At 34.9% G+C, this 19,529-nt stretch carries 14 protein-coding genes and 1 tRNA gene; 13 read left to right on the top strand and 2 right to left on the bottom strand.

Annotation, left to right across the window (positions count from 1 at the left end):
* Positions 1-7 precede the first annotated feature (7 nt).
* From mnmA to HMPREF1495_RS06170, 6 genes are all read left to right on the top strand, one after another.
* A complete protein-coding gene (gene mnmA / locus HMPREF1495_RS06195) occupies positions 8-1,099 on the top strand; it encodes a tRNA 2-thiouridine(34) synthase MnmA (RefSeq protein WP_034212965.1) in 1,092 nt (363 codons plus the stop codon).
* A gap of 46 nt (positions 1,100-1,145) precedes the next feature.
* Positions 1,146-2,423: a DUF6688 domain-containing protein gene (locus tag HMPREF1495_RS06190; RefSeq protein ID WP_034212963.1), complete on the top strand. Its 1,278-nt coding sequence runs from the start codon at positions 1,146-1,148 to the stop codon at positions 2,421-2,423.
* Positions 2,424-2,709: 286 nt separating this feature from the next.
* A complete protein-coding gene (locus tag HMPREF1495_RS06185; protein ID WP_034212962.1) occupies positions 2,710-3,432 on the top strand; it encodes a LytR/AlgR family response regulator transcription factor in 723 nt (240 codons plus the stop codon).
* A gap of 329 nt (positions 3,433-3,761) precedes the next feature.
* The gene (locus tag HMPREF1495_RS06180) at positions 3,762-4,709 is read left to right on the top strand and encodes a sensor histidine kinase (RefSeq protein WP_242832869.1); all 948 of its coding nucleotides are present in this window, start codon (positions 3,762-3,764) and stop codon (positions 4,707-4,709) included.
* Positions 4,710-4,991: 282 nt separating this feature from the next.
* Complete coding sequence (locus HMPREF1495_RS06175) at positions 4,992-5,402, top strand: hypothetical protein (protein WP_034212957.1); 411 nt, start codon at positions 4,992-4,994, stop codon at positions 5,400-5,402.
* A 61-nt stretch (positions 5,403-5,463) separates the two neighbouring features.
* Positions 5,464-6,246 (top strand): hypothetical protein, encoded by a 783-nt coding sequence (locus HMPREF1495_RS06170; protein WP_051402813.1) that lies wholly within the window; start codon positions 5,464-5,466, stop codon positions 6,244-6,246.
* A gap of 127 nt (positions 6,247-6,373) precedes the next feature.
* Here the strand turns inward: HMPREF1495_RS06170 and HMPREF1495_RS06165 are convergent.
* A tRNA-Ser gene (locus tag HMPREF1495_RS06165) sits at positions 6,374-6,463 on the bottom strand.
* Positions 6,464-6,659: 196 nt separating this feature from the next.
* Between HMPREF1495_RS06165 and HMPREF1495_RS06160 the strand changes: the two genes are divergently transcribed.
* On the top strand, positions 6,660-8,423 hold the full coding sequence (locus tag HMPREF1495_RS06160) for a zinc ribbon domain-containing protein (protein WP_034212955.1): 1,764 nt from the start codon (positions 6,660-6,662) through the stop codon (positions 8,421-8,423).
* Between the two features lie 74 nt (positions 8,424-8,497).
* Here HMPREF1495_RS06160 and HMPREF1495_RS06155 read toward each other — a convergent pair whose 3' ends face one another.
* The gene (locus HMPREF1495_RS06155) at positions 8,498-8,917 is read right to left on the bottom strand and encodes a pyridoxamine 5'-phosphate oxidase family protein (protein ID WP_034212953.1); all 420 of its coding nucleotides are present in this window, start codon (positions 8,915-8,917) and stop codon (positions 8,498-8,500) included.
* 187 nt (positions 8,918-9,104) lie between these two features.
* Here HMPREF1495_RS06155 and serS point away from each other — a divergent pair, with 187 nt between their 5' ends.
* The 6 genes from serS (at position 9,105) to HMPREF1495_RS06125 (ending at position 19,503) form a co-directional block, all read left to right on the top strand.
* Positions 9,105-10,388 (top strand): serine--tRNA ligase, encoded by a 1,284-nt coding sequence (gene serS / locus HMPREF1495_RS06150; RefSeq protein WP_034212951.1) that lies wholly within the window; start codon positions 9,105-9,107, stop codon positions 10,386-10,388.
* A 56-nt stretch (positions 10,389-10,444) separates the two neighbouring features.
* On the top strand, positions 10,445-10,813 hold the full coding sequence (locus HMPREF1495_RS06145; RefSeq protein WP_034212949.1) for a VOC family protein: 369 nt from the start codon (positions 10,445-10,447) through the stop codon (positions 10,811-10,813).
* Positions 10,814-10,837: 24 nt separating this feature from the next.
* Complete coding sequence (locus HMPREF1495_RS06140; protein ID WP_034212947.1) at positions 10,838-12,037, top strand: NADP-dependent isocitrate dehydrogenase; 1,200 nt, start codon at positions 10,838-10,840, stop codon at positions 12,035-12,037.
* A gap of 80 nt (positions 12,038-12,117) precedes the next feature.
* Positions 12,118-15,483 carry a PD-(D/E)XK nuclease family protein gene (locus HMPREF1495_RS06135; protein ID WP_034212945.1) on the top strand — a complete coding sequence of 1,122 codons (3,366 nt, stop codon included), beginning with the start codon at positions 12,118-12,120 and terminating at the stop codon, positions 15,481-15,483.
* Complete coding sequence (gene addA, locus HMPREF1495_RS06130; RefSeq protein ID WP_034212943.1) at positions 15,473-18,919, top strand: helicase-exonuclease AddAB subunit AddA; 3,447 nt, start codon at positions 15,473-15,475, stop codon at positions 18,917-18,919. Before HMPREF1495_RS06135 ends, addA begins: the two co-directional genes overlap by 11 nt.
* Positions 18,916-19,503: a Maf family protein gene (locus tag HMPREF1495_RS06125; protein ID WP_034212941.1), complete on the top strand. Its 588-nt coding sequence runs from the start codon at positions 18,916-18,918 to the stop codon at positions 19,501-19,503. The genes addA and HMPREF1495_RS06125 overlap by 4 nt, the downstream gene beginning before the upstream one ends.
* The last annotated feature ends 26 nt before the right edge of the window (positions 19,504-19,529 follow it).

Genomic DNA, 19,529 nt, shown 5'->3' with positions numbered 1-19,529 from the left:
AGAATATATGGAAAAGAAAAAAGTAGTGGTAGGTATGTCGGGTGGAGTGGACTCTTCAGTGGCTGCCTATCTTTTAAAAGAAGCCGGATATGATGTCACAGGTGTGACTATGCAGATATGGCAAAGTGAAGATGAAGAGGATATGTCAGGCAGCGGAGGCTGTTGTGGACTTTCAGCTGTGGATGATGCCAGAAGAGTGGCAAGAGATATCGGCATACCTTATTATGTAATGAATTTCAGAGATGAATTCAAAGATAAGGTAATAGATTATTTTGTAAATGAATATGTGCAGGCAAGGACACCTAATCCATGTATAGCCTGCAACAGATATGTAAAATGGGAATCTCTTTTAGAGAGAAGTATGATGCTTGGGGCTGATTATATTGCTACAGGGCATTATGCAAGAATAGAAAAGCTTGAAAACGGAAGATATGCACTCAGAACATCAAAGACAAGTGCCAAGGATCAGACCTATGCACTTTATAATCTTACACAGGAGCAGCTTTCAAGAACATTGATGCCGGTGGGAGATTATGAAAAAGATGAGATAAGAGAGATTGCAAAAAAATTCAATCTCAGAGTGGCAAATAAGCCCGATAGTCAGGAGATATGCTTTGTTTCAGATAATGACTATGCTTCATTTGTAGAGAGTGAAATAGGAAAAAAGATGCCTGAGGGAAACTTTGTGACAGCCGACGGAGAGATTCTTGGAAAGCATAAGGGAATACTTCACTATACAATCGGACAGAGAAAAGGACTTGGTATAGCGCTGGGGCATCCTATATTTGTTACCGAGATAAGGCCTGAAACAAATGAAGTTGTGATAGGTGAGAACGATGATGTTTTCGGATACAGTCTGGAAGCTGACAATCTCAATGCCATGGCGGTTGAGAAGTTTTATGACGGCATGAGAGCCGTCGGGAAGATAAGATATTCACATAAAGGTGAACACTGCACAGTCAAGGTACTCGGAGAAGACAGGATAAGAATAGACTTTGATGAAAAGGTAAGAGCAATCACACCGGGACAGGCGGTTGTACTGTATGATGAGAGCGGACTCGTACTTGGTGGCGGAACAATTATAGGAAGAAGCGATTAATTGATAAACACTTTATAGGCCGTAATAACAGAAAGGTTATAGATATATGAAAAAATATCTTTTTAGAATTTCGTTAATATCAAGCATGGGTATAAGCTACATAATAGCAATGATACTTTTTGTAATGTATCAGTTGGCTGAGTCTTTAAGACCATATGGTTACGGTTTGGGTAGGCTTAGTTTACCTGAATTTTCACAGGAATCAATTATTTGGAGTTTATTTGTATCTTTAATATTTGTGTATCCGATAGTATTGACGGGGTATCATATTGTACTTTTGTATCTTGAGGTAAAAAAGAAGCTTCTAAAACCTTTTATCAGATTTGATCAGGTAGCTATATGGTATGGATTGATATTGGAATTTTTGTACCTTACAGAAGGAAAATATGTTACAGGTTCCGACTGGAGCGTACAGCTAAAAAATCTGGAAATGCATACACCGATTTTTTCCGAAGCTGCACCCACAATTATTTTTATTTTTACAATCGGTATTGCAGGGTACTTTTATCTGAGAGTCAGACCGTTAAAGAAAATACCGCCTTTGATGGCAATTATTTCAATATCTGCAATGTATCTTTGGGTAATTGAAGTGCTTGTCTTTACGGTACAGGTTTTTAAAGGCGATTTATCGGGTGACAAATGGCTTGATTTATACCTCCTTGTTTACCCTGTTTGTATTATCTGCATTGTTGCAAGAACTGTGATTTCAAAGGTACATGAATGGCAGGAATATGAAATGGAGAGAACAAAAATACAAAGCAATCCACTTTTAAATTTTGCAGATAAAATACTGTCGAACTCAAAACTTTGGCCTATATATGCTATCGTTCTTATGTTTCCTTTACTTGGAATAATAATAGGAATACTACTGCTTTTCGGTCAGGCACCTGATTCCGTTATAAAGGCATGGACCGAAACTGCAGATTGGACATTGTCACTAAAGGAAGCACCTCAAAATATCGAATATGATGAGCATTACCTTTGCACTGTAGCGGCAGGCGGGCACAGAAAAGTGGTAAAGCCTGTAAGAAAAGGAATACGTCACGGTCACGAGGTTATAGTAAACAGGCAGCTCTGTATAGCCAATGCCTTTGAACAAATCTTAGAGGAGAAAACACCTCGCTTCCACAAACTTGTGAGGGGAGTATATGATCGCTACGGCTTCTCTGTTGCAAGACTTATAAAGAGTAAATGGATTGCAGATATTATATATATCATGATGAAGCCCTTAGAATGGATATTCTTAGCGGTAATATATATGAGCGATGCACATCCGGAAAACAGAATAGCGACCCAGTATATGGGAAAAAATGATTTATATTAAATGTACTGTAAGTAGAAAATTAATGTAATTTCTTCAGTACAAAATAAAAGTATCCTGTAAAGTACAAGTTTTTAACTAAGTAACTTTTAGAGGATATTTTTATTTACTAACATGAGGATTTTGTAGAAAAACAAAAACACAACTAAATATACAATTACTTATATAATTTAGATAATATTACGACAAAAAAATATGGGTATATTGCCTGTGCTTATAAATATTTGATATAATATATTTGTTCAACGATATGTTTATATAATGTTAACTAATATGCGAGGAATATACTATGTTTAAAATTGCCATTTGTGATGATGTAGAGGACGTGTGTAGTGAACTAAAGACAATGATTATAGACATGAAGGATAGTTTAATATGTGGAGATATAATCATAGATACATTTTATAGCGGAGAAGCATTATTAGAAAATATAGAAGAGAGCCCATATGATTTGATCTTTTTAGATATTGAACTTGGGGAGATAAACGGGGTAGAGGTAGGACATATTATTCGTGAACAAATGGAAGATTATATAACAAAAATTATATATATATCATCGAAGGATATATATGATAGACAGTTATTTGATGTGCAACCGCTTCACTTTTTAAAAAAGCCTATAGACAGTAAAAAGGTATTTGCTGATATTCAATTAGCTATGAAAATATCTGAAAAGGAAAATAAGAGTTTTGAATTTAAAAGTTTCAGAAAAACTGTGAAAGTCCCTTATAAAGACATTTTATATTTTGAAAGTAAAGGAAGAGAGATTTTTTTGTTCGGTACAAAGAATAACTATAATTTTTACGGCAATATTAAAAGTTTGGAAGAAGTTTTACCAAAGTTTTTCATTCATCCAAATAGGAGTTATTTTGTAAATTATGAGTTTATTACTTGTTTTAAATTCGAGGAATTGATAATGACGGATGGAAGTATAATCCCAATAAGCAGAAATAAGAGAAAAGAGATAAGAGAGCTACAGCTGGTATTTGAAAGGAAAGGGCAGTTGAAATGAGATTGGTGCATAGTGTATTTGTGATTACAAACACACTGGGAGTTATTTCAATATTTAAACTTATAAGTATTTTTTTTGAGAGACAAGATATAAATAAAAAAATAGAGTTCATATCTTACAGTTTATATTTTGTGTTAAGCTCTTTGGTTTTTATTTTTCTACCAATACCTTTGTTAATGCTGTTTTTCCATATAATAAGCATTTTTGCACTGACATTTAATTATGAAGGGACAATTAAGAGCAGAATAACGGCAACAATATATGTGTATTTGATTATTTTTGCTGTTGAAATTATATTTATGTCTCTGTTCGATCATAGAAAGATATTTGTGTTTAAAGCACAAGAATTACATTCGATATATCTTATTATATGTGTTAGAGCTGTAGTATATATTGTATCACTGATATTATCCGGTAAGAAAAATAATCTGATAAAATATAAAAATATTTCAATAGGATATTGGACCGGAGTTATCAGTATACCTATTGCAAGTCTGTTTGTCATTATTATGTTTTTAAATATTGCCAATGTTACAGAACATAAACAAATATTATTTGTTGTATCGGCGCTTATTATGATTAATTTGGTAAGTTTTCAACTATATAATTATACATTAACAATGTTACAGGAAAAAAACAAAAAAATTATTTTACAAAAACAGAACTCATCATATCTGCAACAATTAAGGATTATACAAGCTGATAATGCAAAGATGTCCCTAATCAGACATGATATAAAAAACCATTTGTTTGCACTCAAGTCATTGTATGAAAAAGGCGATATTGATTCATTTAAGGACTATTTTAACTGTATATTGTCAAATATAGACATGGAGGAAAAGCTATGTAATTCGGGTAATATAATCGTTGACAGTATGATTAATTACAAATTGAAGGGAGTAGCAAATACCGATATCAGTGTGGATGTATGTATTCCGGAGAAACTTGATATATCAGATATGGATATTACTGTAATACTTGGAAACCTTTTGGACAATGCTTTAAGAGCTATAAAGGAAGTAAATGAACATGGTGAAGAATCGATGTTGCACTTAAATCTAAATTATACAAAAGGTAGGCTTATATTGCGAATAGAAAATTCATATCTTAATGTAAATTTAGTTCAAGGAAATTTCTTAACAACAAAAAAAGATAAGAAAGGACATGGTTTAGGACTGGAAAGTGTAAAAGAGGTATTAAGCAAGTATGACGGAGTTCTGCAAATCACCTGTGATAAAGGGGTATTTATAGTGGAAGCAGTTTTATATTGCCGATAGAATAAAAAGAAGTTTTGATTTTGTAGACTTGGGAATTGATTTAGGACATTTTATTACAATTAACCATACAACTTATTACATTTTTCGCATAGAGTAATATTGGTGTGTATAATAAGTGATAATATACAAGAATTAAAGGATGGTGTTGGCTATGAATGAGTTAAATCCTATGAGATATAAAAATGGAGATAAACTAAAGTTCAATATTGGTATTAAAATACCGTATTGAATAAATTATACTTGAAACATATAAATAGCTAAGATTAGATAAAGGAGAAATGTATGCTCAGTAATATATTAAAAAATTGTGCCATATGTAGTGCTATTTTATTGTTATTAAATTTTGGTGTTAATCCAATACAAGCTTCGACAAGAGATAAAAATGAAAGGGAAAATACCTTTGTAGTGAATGGAGAGATTCTAACAGAAGATGAGTACTGGGCAAAGATAGAAGCTCTGGGGGTTGAAGTAACTGATTCTATGAAATGTGATAAATGCATACCTGAGGATGATGTTTGTGTTGGGATGAATGCAGAAGAATTTTATAATTATATAAGTACTTTGGTGGAAGAATCTGATGATATATATGTTCTTGGATTCACCGAAGTTTCAGAGGAGGAATTTAAAGAGGTATTAAGTGAAGATGATACTGAGTACCATACTTTTGAATCAGATTTATTTGATTTAAACTAAATAATAAAAAATAAAATGTTTGGATGACGTAAAGATAACTTTGCGGCAAATGGTTATGTAAATGCGTATTAAAATTATAAAAAAGTATATAGTAAGCTTAGTTGTAATAACAGCTGTACTTGTCAGTTGCGGTGTAAATGTTAAACAGGATTCAGGTAATATTAATTCTGTAGAAACATCTATAGTTGAAAAAGAAAATGAAAGTACCGGAGAAACTAATACAGATAATATTCCTGTCAGCGTGGACAATAATTTATCTCAAGGAATAATAAAGGATGGAGTTTGTCTTGAACTTATTTCAGACATAGACATGACCCCTATGCATTATCTTACATTTAGAAAAAAGGACACTACTAATGGAAAGATAATTAAAATTGAAGGAGAAGATCATCAGCTGGATATTTCAGTACAAAATTTAGTTGCATATAATTTTGAAGATGGAAATCTTGTAATGGAATTGAATACATTGGAGGAAAATTTTCCGATTAGCATAATTTTTGACGGATATGAATATTTATACTCACCAACCAAGGTTTCTCCAAAAACAATTACTTTAAATTACGATATCAGCTATGATATTTATACTGCAAAAATTGATAAAAGTGAGATTTACCCAAATTCTATAGTTTTATATCTATCAAACCCCAATGATAAGGATGCTTTTCACGAAGCTTTTATTCTGGTAGATGATGATACAGGAAAAGAAACGGTTGCCAATACAATGTTTACGGATGAAGGTATGACACTTATTTTTCCCGGGAAGGATTTAGGGAAAAAGGATAGTATAACTGTTAAAATTGGAGGTAAGGACAATTATAGTTTTCAGGATATTTTACTTAAATAATCACAAAGCTAAGACATAGGTATGAGTGTAAAGTGTCTAATCTAATAAGAAAAATAAAGGGAGTATGTGACTTACTATGAGTTACATACTCCCTTTGTTGAAACTGTTACTACTACAGTTCTTTTCACGGAGGCGAAGAGATTCGAACTCTCGTGCCACGAAAAAGTGACAACCTGATTTCGAGTCAGGCTCGTTATGACCACTTCGATACACCTCCATGTTCTAGTATACAAAAAAATACGAATTAAATCAACCTTAATAATGATTAAGAAAAACACAATAATTACATTTTATATAGAAGAAACTCACATTTGGATTATTATTTTATTGGCAAATAACAATAAATAGATTGAAAAATATAAGAATTTATGTTAAGGTATTGGCAACAATAAAATATCTCGGGAGGGTTAGGCATGCAGTGTAAAAAATGTGGTTCTATGAACATCGACGGAGCAAAGGTTTGTGAGAGTTGTGGAGTTACCATGGAGGACGTGAACATGAAGCAGAATCAAAATGATACCGGAACAAAGACATCTAATACCGGTAGTACCCCCGGCAGTCAAAAAAAGTTACCGAAAAATCTTATCTTCGGTATAGCAGGTGCTATGGCTGCATTTCTTATTATTCTGATAGCAGTTTTGGCTATGAATTCAAGTAAAGTTATTGATTTGAACAAATATATCAGCTTTGAATCCAGCGGATATGACGGTTATGGACAGGCAAGTATAAATATTGACTGGGAAAAGCTTGAAAAGGATTATGGAAAAAAGATAAAGTACAGCAGTAAGGGTAAAAAGGAGTATGGTGTTTTGACCTATGCTTTTGAACCTGTATATGTACTTCATGATGCCGTATCGGGAGTAGAACTTGAAAAGACTGAAAAGTTAAGCAATGGCGAAAAGGTTAAGTATACCTGGACGGTAGATGATGAAAAAGCCAAGAGTATTAATTATAAGTTAAAGTATAAGAATGGAGAATATTCAATCTCAAACCTATATAAACTTGGTAAGTTTGATCCTTTTAAAGATATAAAGGTGGAATTTTCAGGGATTGCACCGGAGGGAGAAGCTAAGTTTACTTATAGCGGTGACGATATAATACATAAAGGCAAGTTTAAAATTGATAAGCATGATAACCTAAAAAACGATGATGTTGTGACAATAAGTCTTGATCTTAATGAAGATGAAATCAGCTTCTTGGCAACAAGATATGGAAGAGTACCTGAGAAAATGAGCGAAAGTTACACAGTATCGGGACTTGAAACTTATGTAACAAAATACAGTGAGTTTCCGGAAGATTTCATAAAAGAAGCAAATGGTAAAGCAACAGAGGTTATAAAAGAATATACAGACAGTGCATACGGTGAGGGTACTACACTTTCAGATTTAAAGTATGAAGGCTATCTTTTCAAAACAAATGTGGACGGATACAATGTATTATACATTATTTACAGCAGAGTACTTACAAGTGTGGAACATAAATATGTGACTACTAAGATGTACTATCCTGTGGCATTTAGGACCTTAATGCTTAGTGATAAAATAAGCTATAAGACAGGTCCGGAGTTGGTCGGCAAATCCTATGGAGTCGGAGATAACAGCGATACAAAGGGATTTAAGTTCCCAAGTGAGCTTTATAGCAACAACTATAAGAATACAGTCATAGAGGCCGGAGACGGTTTTGAAAAGTTCAAGGAGCAGTCGTATGTACACAAACTTGAAGATATGACTGACGAATACAGAAAAGCATTGCAGGATGAGGCAAGAGTGACTCTGGATGCATATATTGCAAAAGATTATAAGCCGAACATGCAGGTAAGCGATATTGAATTTGCCGGAGAGTATTTACAGTATACCTCAGATGACAAGCGTCAGTTTAACGGTACAAATGTATACTTTGTAGTGTTTAAGGCTAATTTGTCGGACGCAAACGGTAAATTTCCTACTACCACAATTTATTATCCGGTAGAATATACCTATATAATGAAATTAAGTGATAATGATTTTACAGCAGCCAATAATACAAGTGTTTTCCTTAACTACACAACTCTTCCAAATACCTATGATACTACAAGAGGTTTTATAGACGGCAATGAGATGTACAATAAAATAATAAGCAACCGTACAAAGTTATACGAGTATCAAGTCAGCGACAGTTTAAAACAGTTTGGAGAGTAATAATAAGTATATTATGCTTATACAAGCAAATATGTAGAATAGTAAAAAAAGGGGGCTGACAGTCAGCCCCTCTTTTATAACGTAATCGTTTGAATATTGGACAAATCTAAAGTAACAGTAGCTGTTTTAAAGTGTATTTCATATAATAACAATAAATTTCCTGCATGTTCTATTGTGTTTTTGTAATCGGGTATCTTGTCACAAAAGCAATCTGCCAAATCAAAAACGGTTTGCTTGCTTCTTAGTGCAATTCCTCTTGCCTTTATATGTTCATTGCCGTTTGTGGGGATTGTTGTAAAGGCTACGTTTCGATTTTGATCTATTTCCTGTACTTTTTTATTATCTTTAAAGGTTGCAAAGTATATGACATTATTTTTAGGATTAAAATAATAGTTGACTATTCTGACATTTGGATTGCCGTCTGTTCCGACGGTTGACAAAGCAAGGTCAGTCTGTGTAGTCATGATTCTTTGGAATTCTTTTAGTGTATCCATGAAAACCTCCGTTTATTTATAATAAATGAATAATACAATACCGAAAAAGGTTTATCAAGCCGATATTGCGTGCAACTCGATACCAACTTGGAATAGACATAAAAGCTCATTTGATGTATACTTTTCTCTATGTAAGATATCAAAAGATATCGTCTAAATATTTAGATATAGAGAAAAAGGGGAAGCCATGATTGATATTAAATTTTTAAGAGAAAATCCGGATATTGTAAGACAGAATATAAAAAACAAATTTCAGGATTTTAAACTTCCAATGGTTGATGAAGTTATAGAACTTGACGAGAAGCTTAGAAAGACAAAGGCCGAGGCTGATGAGCTCAGATCAAAGAGAAACAAGATTTCAAAAGAGATCGGTTCTTTGATGGCACAGGGCAAAAAGGAAGAAGCAGAACAGGTAAAGGCATCTGTAGCAAGTATCGGTGAGACATTGGCAGGTTTGGAGCCGCTTGAGGCCGAACTTGAAGAAAAAGTAAAGAAGATCATGATGACCATTCCAAATATCATTGATCCGAGTGTACCTATAGGTAAGGATGACAGTGAGAACGTGGAAATTGAGAAATTCGGTGAGCCTTTCGTACCTGAGTTTGAAATACCTTATCATACAGATATCATAGAAAAACTTAACGGTATAGATCTTGACAGCGCAAGAAAGGTAGCAGGAAACGGATTCTACTATCTTATGGGAGATATTGCAAGACTTCATTCAGCTGTAATATCTTATGCAAGAGATTTTATGATTGAGAGAGGATTTACATACTGTGTACCTCCTTTCATGATCAGATCGGAAGTGGTTACAGGTGTAATGAGCTTTGCCGAGATGGATGCAATGATGTACAAGATTGAGGGAGAAGACCTTTATCTTATCGGTACAAGTGAGCACTCTATGATCGGAAAGTTTATTGATACATTAAATGATGAGGCTAAGTTGCCATATACACTTACATCTTATTCACCATGTTTCAGAAAAGAAAAGGGAGCACATGGTATTGAGGAGAGAGGTGTTTATCGTATCCACCAGTTTGAGAAGCAGGAAATGATAGTTGTCTGCAAGCCTGAAGAGTCAAAGATGTGGTATGAGAAATTATGGCAGAATACCGTTGATCTTTTCAGATCTCTTGATGTACCTGTAAGAACACTTGAGTGTTGTTCGGGAGATCTTGCAGATCTTAAGGTGAAATCATGTGACGTAGAGGCATGGTCACCAAGACAGAAGAAGTACTTTGAGGTAGGAAGCTGCTCAAATCTTGGAGATGCACAGAGTAGAAGACTTAGAATCAGAGTGAAAGACGAAAACGGAAATAAATATTTTGCACATACACTCAATAATACAGTGGTTGCACCACCTCGTATGCTTATCGCATTCCTTGAGAACAATCTCAATGAAGACGGAAGCATAAGAATACCGGTAGCACTCAGACCTTATATGGGTGGAAAAGAAGTTATAAAAGGTTAAAAATATTACACCCTGTAGAATATACAGGGTGTATATTATAATGAAAGGGATAAAAGATGAATTTTTCATTTGCACATTTTAATTTTAATGTACTTGATTTAGAGAGAAGTTTAAAGTTTTACAAGGAAGCACTTGGCCTTGAGCCTGTAAGAAGAAAGGATGCAGCTGACGGATCATTTACTTTGGTTTATCTGGGAGATAAGGAAACAGGATTTCAGCTTGAGCTTACTTATTTAAGAGACAGAAAAGAGCCATATAATTTGGGAGAGCTTGAGTATCATCTTGCACTTGAAACAGATGATATGGAAGCGGCTCATGCATTACATGAAAAGCTTGGTGTAATATGCTATGAGAATCCGGGCATGGGAATATATTTTATAAGCGATCCGGACGGATATTGGATAGAGATAGTACCTAAAAAATAAAACTTTATAGAATTAGAGGTAAATATGGCAAAGATACAGATGATTACTCCACTTGTTGAGATGGATGGAGACGAGATGACAAGGATCCTGTGGAAGATGATTAAGGACGAGCTTATTCTTCCATTTGTAGATTTGAAGAGTGAATATTATGATTTGGGATTAAAGCACAGAGATGAAACAGATGATAAGGTAACTGTGGAGTCGGCCAATGCTACAAAAAGACTTGGAGTGGCTGTAAAATGTGCCACCATCACTCCAAATGCCGCAAGAGTTAAGGAATATGACTTAAAGGAGATGTGGAAATCTCCAAACGGTACTATCAGAGCTATCTTGGACGGAACGGTATTTAGAAAGCCTATATTGGTAAAGGGTATTGAGCCTAATGTCAGAACATGGAAAAAGCCAATTACCATTGCTCGTCATGCCTATGGTGATGTATATAAAAATACGGAGATGATTATAGACGGACCGGGCAAAGTGGAGCTGGTATATACAGACAGCAAAGGAAATGAAAAGAGAAGTCTTGTACATGAATTTAAAGCTGCAGGTATTGCACAGGGCGTTCACAATCTGGATGCTTCTATTGAAAGCTTTGCAAGAGCCTGCTTTGAATATGCTTTGAGTCAGAAAGAGGATCTTTGGTTTGCTACAAAGGATACCATATCAAAGCAGTATGATCATACCTTTAAGGATATCTTTGAGGAGATATATGAAAAGGAATATAAGCAGAAGTTTGAAGAGGCCAATATCACATACTTCTACACTCTTATAGATGATGCGGTTGCCAGAGTTATGAAATCCGAGGGTGGATTTATCTGGGCTTGCAAAAACTATGACGGAGATGTAATGAGCGATATGCTCTCATCCGCATTCGGTTCTCTTGCAATGATGACCTCGGTACTTGTTTCACCTGACGGATGTTATGAGTATGAGGCGGCACATGGTACGGTTCAAAGACATTATTATAAATATTTGAAGGGTGAGAGTACTTCTTCAAATTCGGTGGCTACCATCTTTGCTTGGAGCGGTGCGCTAAGAAAGAGGGGAGAGCTTGATAATCTTCCTGATTTGGTGGATTTTGCAAACAGACTTGAAAAGGCAACTCTTGATACCATAGAGTCAGGTAAGATGACAGGTGATCTCGGTGCGATTTCAAGCTTAGAGAATATACAAGTTTTAAACAGTGAAGAATTTATACATGAGATTGCAAAGAAGTTGCAATAATGTGGTATTGACTGAGGGTTTACCTCATACATAACAATGGATGGCAGTTTCCTATGGAAGCTGCCATTTTTAGGAGAAATATGGGATACAGATTTTATTTTGGAGCATCGGGTGCCGGCAAAACCTATAGAGCTTTTAGCGATATTATAAATGAGTCTATAAAGAACAGGGAAAAAAGATATTTTATTATTGTACCTGAGCAGTTCACTATGCAGACTCAAAAAGATATAGTGCAGATGCATCCAAGTCATGCAAGCAATAATATAGATGTACTAAGCTTTAACAGACTTGCATACAGAATTTTTGAAGAACTGGATATAGAAAATCCTAAGCTTTTAGATGAGCTTGATAAGGCACTTATACTTAGAAAGATAGCAAATCAGGTAGAGTTAAAGGCATGGAAGAAGCAGTTTCAAAAAGCAGGCTTTATAGACAATATCAAATCACTTATATCTGAGTTTATGCAATATGATATAAGCGATGGATTTATAAAAGAGCAGCAGGAAAATAATGAAGTAAACTCCTTATTAAAAATAAAACTTGAAGATATTTATAAGCTGAAAAAGGGTTTTGGAGAATATATAGCAGGGAAATATTTTACTAATGAACAGGTACTTGATATACTAAATCAAAATATTGTAAACAGTGAATTGCTAAAAGATGCTGTCATATTATTTGACGGTTATACGGGATTTACTCCGATACAAAACCGCATAGTTGAAAATCTGATGAAGGTTGCAAAAGAAGTGAGATTTTCAATAACTTTGGGAAAGAACATAAATCCTGATATAAAGTCATCTGAAAGTGATTTGTTTTTTATAAGTACAAAGATGATTTCTCAAATCAATGATATGGCTAAAAGATGTAATATCAAAAGACTGCCTGATATAAATTTAAATACAGGTGAAGTACACAGGTTTAAAAATTCAAAGGATCTTTACTTTTTTGAAGAGCATTTTTTAAGATATGACGGCAAGAGAGCAAAAGAGGTTTCAGATATCGAGATAAATCACCTGCTGAATCCGCTTGATGAGATAGATTATGTGGCAAATAAGATATTAAAACTCGTAAAGGATGAGGGCTACAGATACAGAGATATTGCGATAATATACGGAGATTTGGAAGGTGTATCAAACTCACTTGCCAACAGATTCCATCAGCTTGAAATCCCGTACTATCTTGATGAAAAGATGGATATAAACAATAATGAATTGGTTGAACTTATAAATGCTTTTATTGCTCTGATAAGCGATAACTTTTCATATGATGCGGTCAACAGGTTTTTAAGACTCGGTCTTTTGGACTTTGACTACAGAATGGTATCATTACTTGATAATTATCTGCTTGAAACCGGGATAAGAGGATATAAAAGACTGCATACAGATTTTACATATTTGCCGACGAGTTTTTCAGAGACTGAACTTGAAGAGATAAACGAGTTTAAAAATACGGCACTTGAAAAGATATCTCCTCTTTATAGGGCTATGAGTAAGAGTAAAATAAGTATAAAGGATGTATGTGATGCCTTCAGAAAAATATTTGATGAGCTTCAAATAGAGGAAAAGCTTGAGAATGTAAAAAATGAGCTTGAACTTTGTAATGATATAAAAAGAGCCAGAGAGTATGATGGTGTACTTGATGAGGTACTGAGTCTTTTTGAAAGGCTTGAGCTGATACTTGAAGGTGAGAGTATAACCAAAAAGGAGCTTTCAGATCTTCTGCATACAGGCTTTGAGGAGATAAAGCTCGGTATGATACCTGACAGGGTTGACAGAGTGGTCATAGGTGATTTAAAAAGAACCAGACTTGGCAGTATAAAGGCATTGTTTGTATGTGGAGCAAATGACGGTTCCCTGCCCACAGTAAAGGATGCGGGCGGACTTATAAATGACAGGGAAAAAAGAGAACTTAAATCTATCGGATTTAATCTTTCGGATACTGTCAGAGAAGATTTGTATACAGGAAGATTTTATTTATATCAGGTGCTTACAAAGCCTTCAAACAAGCTCTTTGTAAGTCTTACAGGTATGGATTTTGACGGTAAGAGTTGCAGGCCGTCAATACTTATAAATATGATCAAGAATATTTTCCCAAATATTGAAATAAAGACTCAAAAAGAAACTGAAATATACTCAAGATTTGAAGCCGAGGAATATTTGACCGACAATCTCAGGAAACTGAGAGCGAAGGAGAATGTTGACGAGGACCTTTTAAGGTATGTAGCTACATTTTTTGATAAGGAATTTATCAGAAAGCTTACAACTTTCGCTATGTACATATACCGTGACTCGGGTATCGGAGAAAGTGCCGCAAGGGAATTGTTCGGTGAGGAGCTTCGTGTAAGTGTAACAAGACTTGAAAACTATAACGGCTGTCCTTTTGAGCATTTTATCAGTTACGGTTTGGGAGTGGAAGAAAGACAGGTACATTCATTCAAGGCTTCCGATATAGGTACTTTGGTACATGAGATGCTTGAAAGATGCTTCAGATATGCCAAAGCAAGAAAGAAAACTGTTGCAAATATGGACGAGACAGAACTTTACTCTCTTGTGGATGAAGCTGTAAAGGAAAGCATGGCATCAGAGAAAAGTAATATCTTTGAAGAGAGCAAAAAGTCAAAGTTTCAGCTTGAAAAGATAGTAAGAATGACAAAGCTTACAATGCTTGTACTGGCAAAGCAACTTGCTGCCGGAAACTTTAAGCCGTTTGATTTTGAAAGAGTTTTTGGAGAAAGGGATAATCTTGAAGCCCTAAATATTGATTTAAAAAACGGTGCAAAAATGTATCTGAGAGGAAAGATTGACAGAGTGGATACCTGTGATACGGACGGAAAAACTCTTGTTAAGATAATAGATTATAAGACCGGAAATACGAAATGGGAAACAGATATGCCATACTATGGAAGAGCATTGCAGCTGGTTATATACCTTGATGCTGTAATGGAGCAGCTCTCAAAGTCGGGTAAAGAGATATTACCTGCGGCATTTTTCTATTATCATATAGATACACCTTTCCTTACCAGAGATGAGGCAAAAAATGAGAATGCCGTTTTAAATAAGCTTAAGCCGAGCGGAATAGTAAATACGGATCTTGATATAATAAAAAATCTGGACAGAAGTTTTGTGACCGAGAGTGATGTAATACCTGTTTCCACCAAAAAGGACGGAAGCTTTGCAAAATCTGCAAGTGTAGCAAGTACAAAAAGAATAAATTTCCTTAGGGAGTATGTAAGACAAAAGGCGAAGGATACGGCTGAAAATATCTTAAGCGGTGAGATAAGTATAAAACCGTCATTAAGGAGAGGCTTGGCAAAATGCGATTACTGTCCATATACTGCCATATGCGGTTTTGATGAGGGAATAGAAGGATTCTCATACAACAGCTTGACACCTATAAAAGATGATGAAATTTGGGAAAAGATGGAGAGTGAAAAAAATGTGGACTGAGGCACAACAGGCGGCAATAGATATAAAAAAGGGCAGTATATTGGTATCTGCAGCGGCCGGAAGCGGAAAGACCGCAGTACTGGTCGAAAGAATTATAAAAAAGATTACAGACAGTAAAAATCCTATAGATGTGGACTCTCTTTTGGTGATGACATTTACCAGAGCCGCAGCCGCTTCCATGAAGGAGAAAATTTATAATGCGCTTTTAAAGGAAATGGAAAAGCACGATAATGATTCCGAAGAATTTAAAAGACTTAAGGAACAGTCAATACTTCTATCATCAGCAAAAATAATGACTACCGACAGCTTTTGCCTTTCAATACTGAAGGAAAATATAGACAAAATAGATATAGATCCGGCATTCAGTGTGGCTGATGAGAGTGAAATATCACTTCTAAGAGCCGACACGATGGAGGAGCTTTTGGAAAGTGAGTATGATGCGGGAAGTGAAGACTTTATTGAACTTTCAGATGCCTTTGCAAATACCAAGGGAGATAGAAGCATATCTGAGTTTATCGAAAAGCTGTATCGCTTTGCGATCAGTAAGCCATGGCCGGAAGAATGGCTGGATTCATTGAATGAAAAGGGAGATGAGTGGCAGGAGTATATTTTTAATGAGATAAGCAGAAGTATTGATTCCATTTTATCAGATATAAAGGAAATAATAGAGATTTGTAATGAGGATGAAGGTCCCATTCAATATCTTGACAATATTTTAGAAGAGCAATCAAGTATCGGAAATATAAAAAACGCCGGTGATATATTTGAATTGTCCGAAAGACTGAATAATGTAAGTTTCGGCAGATTAAAGTCTGTAAAGGGTGGCAATGAAGAATTAAAGGAAAAGGCCAAGGGACTTAGAGATGCATATAAGAAAGCCATATCAAAACTTTCAGAGGAGTATTGTTTTGACAAAAAAAGGCTTTTGGAAGAGGAAGAAAAGGAAAAGCCGAAGATCAGAGCAATTGTAGATTTGACAAAGAAATATATTGCGCTTTTCAATGAAAAGAAGAGGGATAAAAATATTGTAGACTTTTCGGATATAGAGCATATGGCACTTGGAATACTCTTGGATGAAAATAAAAACCCTACAGAGATTGCAAATCGTTATAGAAAAGAGTTCAGTGAAATATATATCGACGAATATCAGGATTCAAACTACTTACAGGAAGCCATTGTGACGGCTATTGAAAAGAACAATATATTTATGGTAGGTGATGTAAAGCAGTCCATATACGGTTTTCGTCAGGCTTCACCACAGCTTTTTATGGATAAGTACAAGAGTTTTACACATTTTGAAAAGGCCGATTTTGATGATGAATTACAAAAGAAGGTAATTCTTAGCAAGAATTTCAGAAGCCGCAGTAATGTGCTCAATTGTGCAAATGTTATTTTCAAAAAGATTATGAAAGAAAACACAGGAGGAATTGAGTATGATGATGATGCGGCACTTTATCTCGGTGCGGATTTTAAAGAGGGAAAAGAATATATCAGCGAAATAATGCTGACACAGACCTCGGATATTGAAGATGATACAAATGCCATAGAACTTGAGGCAAGAGCCATTGCGAAAAGAATAAAGGAGCTTAAGACGGAGCTTAAAGTAGGTGAGGGCAGGGATTTAAAGTACAGCGATATTGTAATCCTTGTGCGAAGCAATATAGGTGAGAGCATTGCGAAGGTTTTGAATGATGAAAATATTCCGGCATATGCCGAAAGTAATAAAGGATATTTTAAGACCTTTGAGGTAAGAAAGATACTTGCTATACTGGCGGCAATTGACAATCCTTATTCAGATGTGGACCTTACGGCATTTCTTAATTCAAATCTTGTTGGAATAACAGATTTGGAACTTGCAAATATTGTTTCTGCGTACAGGAAATCAAAGAATATAGAAAAGTCGGCAAAGATTAGAATGATGGATGCTATTTTGTATGAGGGAAGTGAAAGCAATATTGAGCTTGAAACAAGAGAAAAAATAAAGACTGCGCTGGATTTTTTAAATAAATACAGGAAAAAGTCAGCATATATGAATATTGCGGCACTCTTACAGGATATTTATAATGAGACCGACTTTTTAAACCTGATAGCGGCTATGCCGGGAGGACAGGTCAGAAGAGCAAATCTGATGTTGCTTATAAATAAGGCAAAGACATTCAGTAATTCGGGATATAGCGGACTTTATAATTTTATCAGATATATTGCCAAGTTAAAGGACTTTGACAATGACTTCGGTGAGGCAGGTATACTTTCCGAAAATGATGATATAGTAAGAATCATGACTATACATAAGTCAAAGGGGCTGGAATTTCCGGTATGTTTCCTTGCATGTGCACATAAAAAATTCAATAAAACGGATTTAAGGCAGGGGATGGTAATAGATACCGACTTCGGATTGGGTGTGCAGTATGTTGACAGTGAAAAAAATATAAAAGACAGCTCTATAAAGCAAAACGTAATAAAACATAAGCTTAATGTAGATCTTATGGGCGAAGAGCTTAGAGTATTATATGTGGCGCTTACCAGAGCTATGGAAAAAATGATCATTTCAGGAAGCTGCAATGATGCCCAAAAGGAACTTGAAAAAATGAAGGATTCCCCGAGTTTTCTTGATATAAGATCCTGTAATTCATATCTGGATATGATACTTTTGGGACGTGACAATGTGCATTTTGATATTAAAACATATGATTATAATATGCTCTTAAAAGAAGAGGTAGAAACTCAAAAAGAGGTAAGAGATCTTCATAAGGTCTTTGAAGAGTTGAGTGAGAATGAGTATGATAATTTAAAAAACAGGCTCGAATACATCTATCCATATGCTGAAAATATCGATTTAAAAACAAAATTCTCGGTATCCGAGATAAAGAGAATGTCACAGAGTGAAGAGTTTGAAGTGAAGGAAAATAAAAAGCCGAGTATAAATGCAGGAAATGCTAGTGAGAGGGGAAATGCATATCATAAGTTGATGCAAAAGATTCACTATGAAAATATTTATAATTTCAGCAGTAGAGAGGACTTTGTAAAAGAAGAAATTTCACTTTTAAATAATCATGTATACAGAGAACTTATCAACCCTCTTGATATAGTAAAGTTTTTAGACAGTAAACTCGGAGCTGACTTTATAAAGTATAATGGGAGCCTGAAAAGAGAAAATCAATTTATTATGGGAATCTCAGCTAAGGAAGCAGGTATGGGTGAAAGCGATGAGACCATACTTATACAGGGTATTATAGACGCATATATTGAAAAAGATGACAATATAATTTTGGTGGATTATAAGACCGACAATGTAAGAGATGCAGAAAGTCTTATAAAGAGATATAAAACCCAGCTCCTGCTTTATAAAAAATCACTTGAAATGAGCACAGGTAAAACGGTAAATGATATTTTCATATATTCATTTGCACTTTGTAAGGAGATAAGAATAGAATGAAAGATATAAAAATAATTCTTGCTTCGGCATCGCCCAGAAGAAAGGAATTATTAAGTCAGATCGGACTTGATTTTGAGATAATGGTTTCGGATAAGGAAACCGAGATAGACAGTAAAGACCCGAGGGAGGCCTGTGAAAAGCAGGCCTGCCAAAAGGCGGCGGATATTGTAGAGCAGGCGACACTAAAATACAAGGAAAATGATTTTATCGTAATAGCTGCGGACACCATAGTGGCACTTGAAGGAAAAATACTTGGGAAACCGAAATCAAGAGAAGATGCAAAACAGATGATTGAAGCCATTTCCGGCAGAAAGCATAGAGTATATACGGCGGTATGTGTTTATAATTCTATTAAGAAAAGCTATGAGAGTTTTGTAGATGATACTCCGGTGGAAGTAGCCAAACTTTCAGAGGGAGAAATAGAAGATTATTTAGATAAAAAAGAACCCTATGATAAAGCGGGTGCCTATGCAATACAGGGATATTTTTCAAGGTATATAGTCGGAATAGAAGGTGATTATTACAATGTAATGGGACTACCGATAGGAAGACTTTATAGGGAACATTTAAGAAATTACATTTAGGCAATTGAAGATTAGAATTTAATATG

This window comes from Lachnoanaerobaculum sp. MSX33, from assembly GCF_000512995.1.
Taxonomy (GTDB): domain Bacteria; phylum Bacillota; class Clostridia; order Lachnospirales; family Lachnospiraceae; genus Lachnoanaerobaculum.
The sequence above is the reverse complement of the archived record's forward strand: the minus strand, read 5'-3'. Positions and strand labels throughout refer to the sequence as shown.

Coding starts and splice junctions, on each gene's coding strand:
- mnmA (WP_034212965.1), top strand. CDS start 8: ATGGAAAAGAAAAAAGTAGTGGTAGGTATGTCGGGTGGAGTGGACTCT.
- HMPREF1495_RS06190 (WP_034212963.1), top strand. CDS start 1,146: ATGAAAAAATATCTTTTTAGAATTTCGTTAATATCAAGCATGGGTATA.
- HMPREF1495_RS06185 (WP_034212962.1), top strand. CDS start 2,710: ATGTTTAAAATTGCCATTTGTGATGATGTAGAGGACGTGTGTAGTGAA.
- HMPREF1495_RS06175 (WP_034212957.1), top strand. CDS start 4,992: ATGCTCAGTAATATATTAAAAAATTGTGCCATATGTAGTGCTATTTTA.
- HMPREF1495_RS06170 (WP_051402813.1), top strand. CDS start 5,464: ATGCGTATTAAAATTATAAAAAAGTATATAGTAAGCTTAGTTGTAATA.
- HMPREF1495_RS06160 (WP_034212955.1), top strand. CDS start 6,660: ATGCAGTGTAAAAAATGTGGTTCTATGAACATCGACGGAGCAAAGGTT.
- HMPREF1495_RS06155 (WP_034212953.1), bottom strand. CDS start 8,917: ATGGATACACTAAAAGAATTCCAAAGAATCATGACTACACAGACTGAC.
- serS (WP_034212951.1), top strand. CDS start 9,105: ATGATTGATATTAAATTTTTAAGAGAAAATCCGGATATTGTAAGACAG.
- HMPREF1495_RS06145 (WP_034212949.1), top strand. CDS start 10,445: ATGAATTTTTCATTTGCACATTTTAATTTTAATGTACTTGATTTAGAG.
- HMPREF1495_RS06140 (WP_034212947.1), top strand. CDS start 10,838: ATGGCAAAGATACAGATGATTACTCCACTTGTTGAGATGGATGGAGAC.
- HMPREF1495_RS06135 (WP_034212945.1), top strand. CDS start 12,118: ATGGGATACAGATTTTATTTTGGAGCATCGGGTGCCGGCAAAACCTAT.
- addA (WP_034212943.1), top strand. CDS start 15,473: ATGTGGACTGAGGCACAACAGGCGGCAATAGATATAAAAAAGGGCAGT.
- HMPREF1495_RS06125 (WP_034212941.1), top strand. CDS start 18,916: ATGAAAGATATAAAAATAATTCTTGCTTCGGCATCGCCCAGAAGAAAG.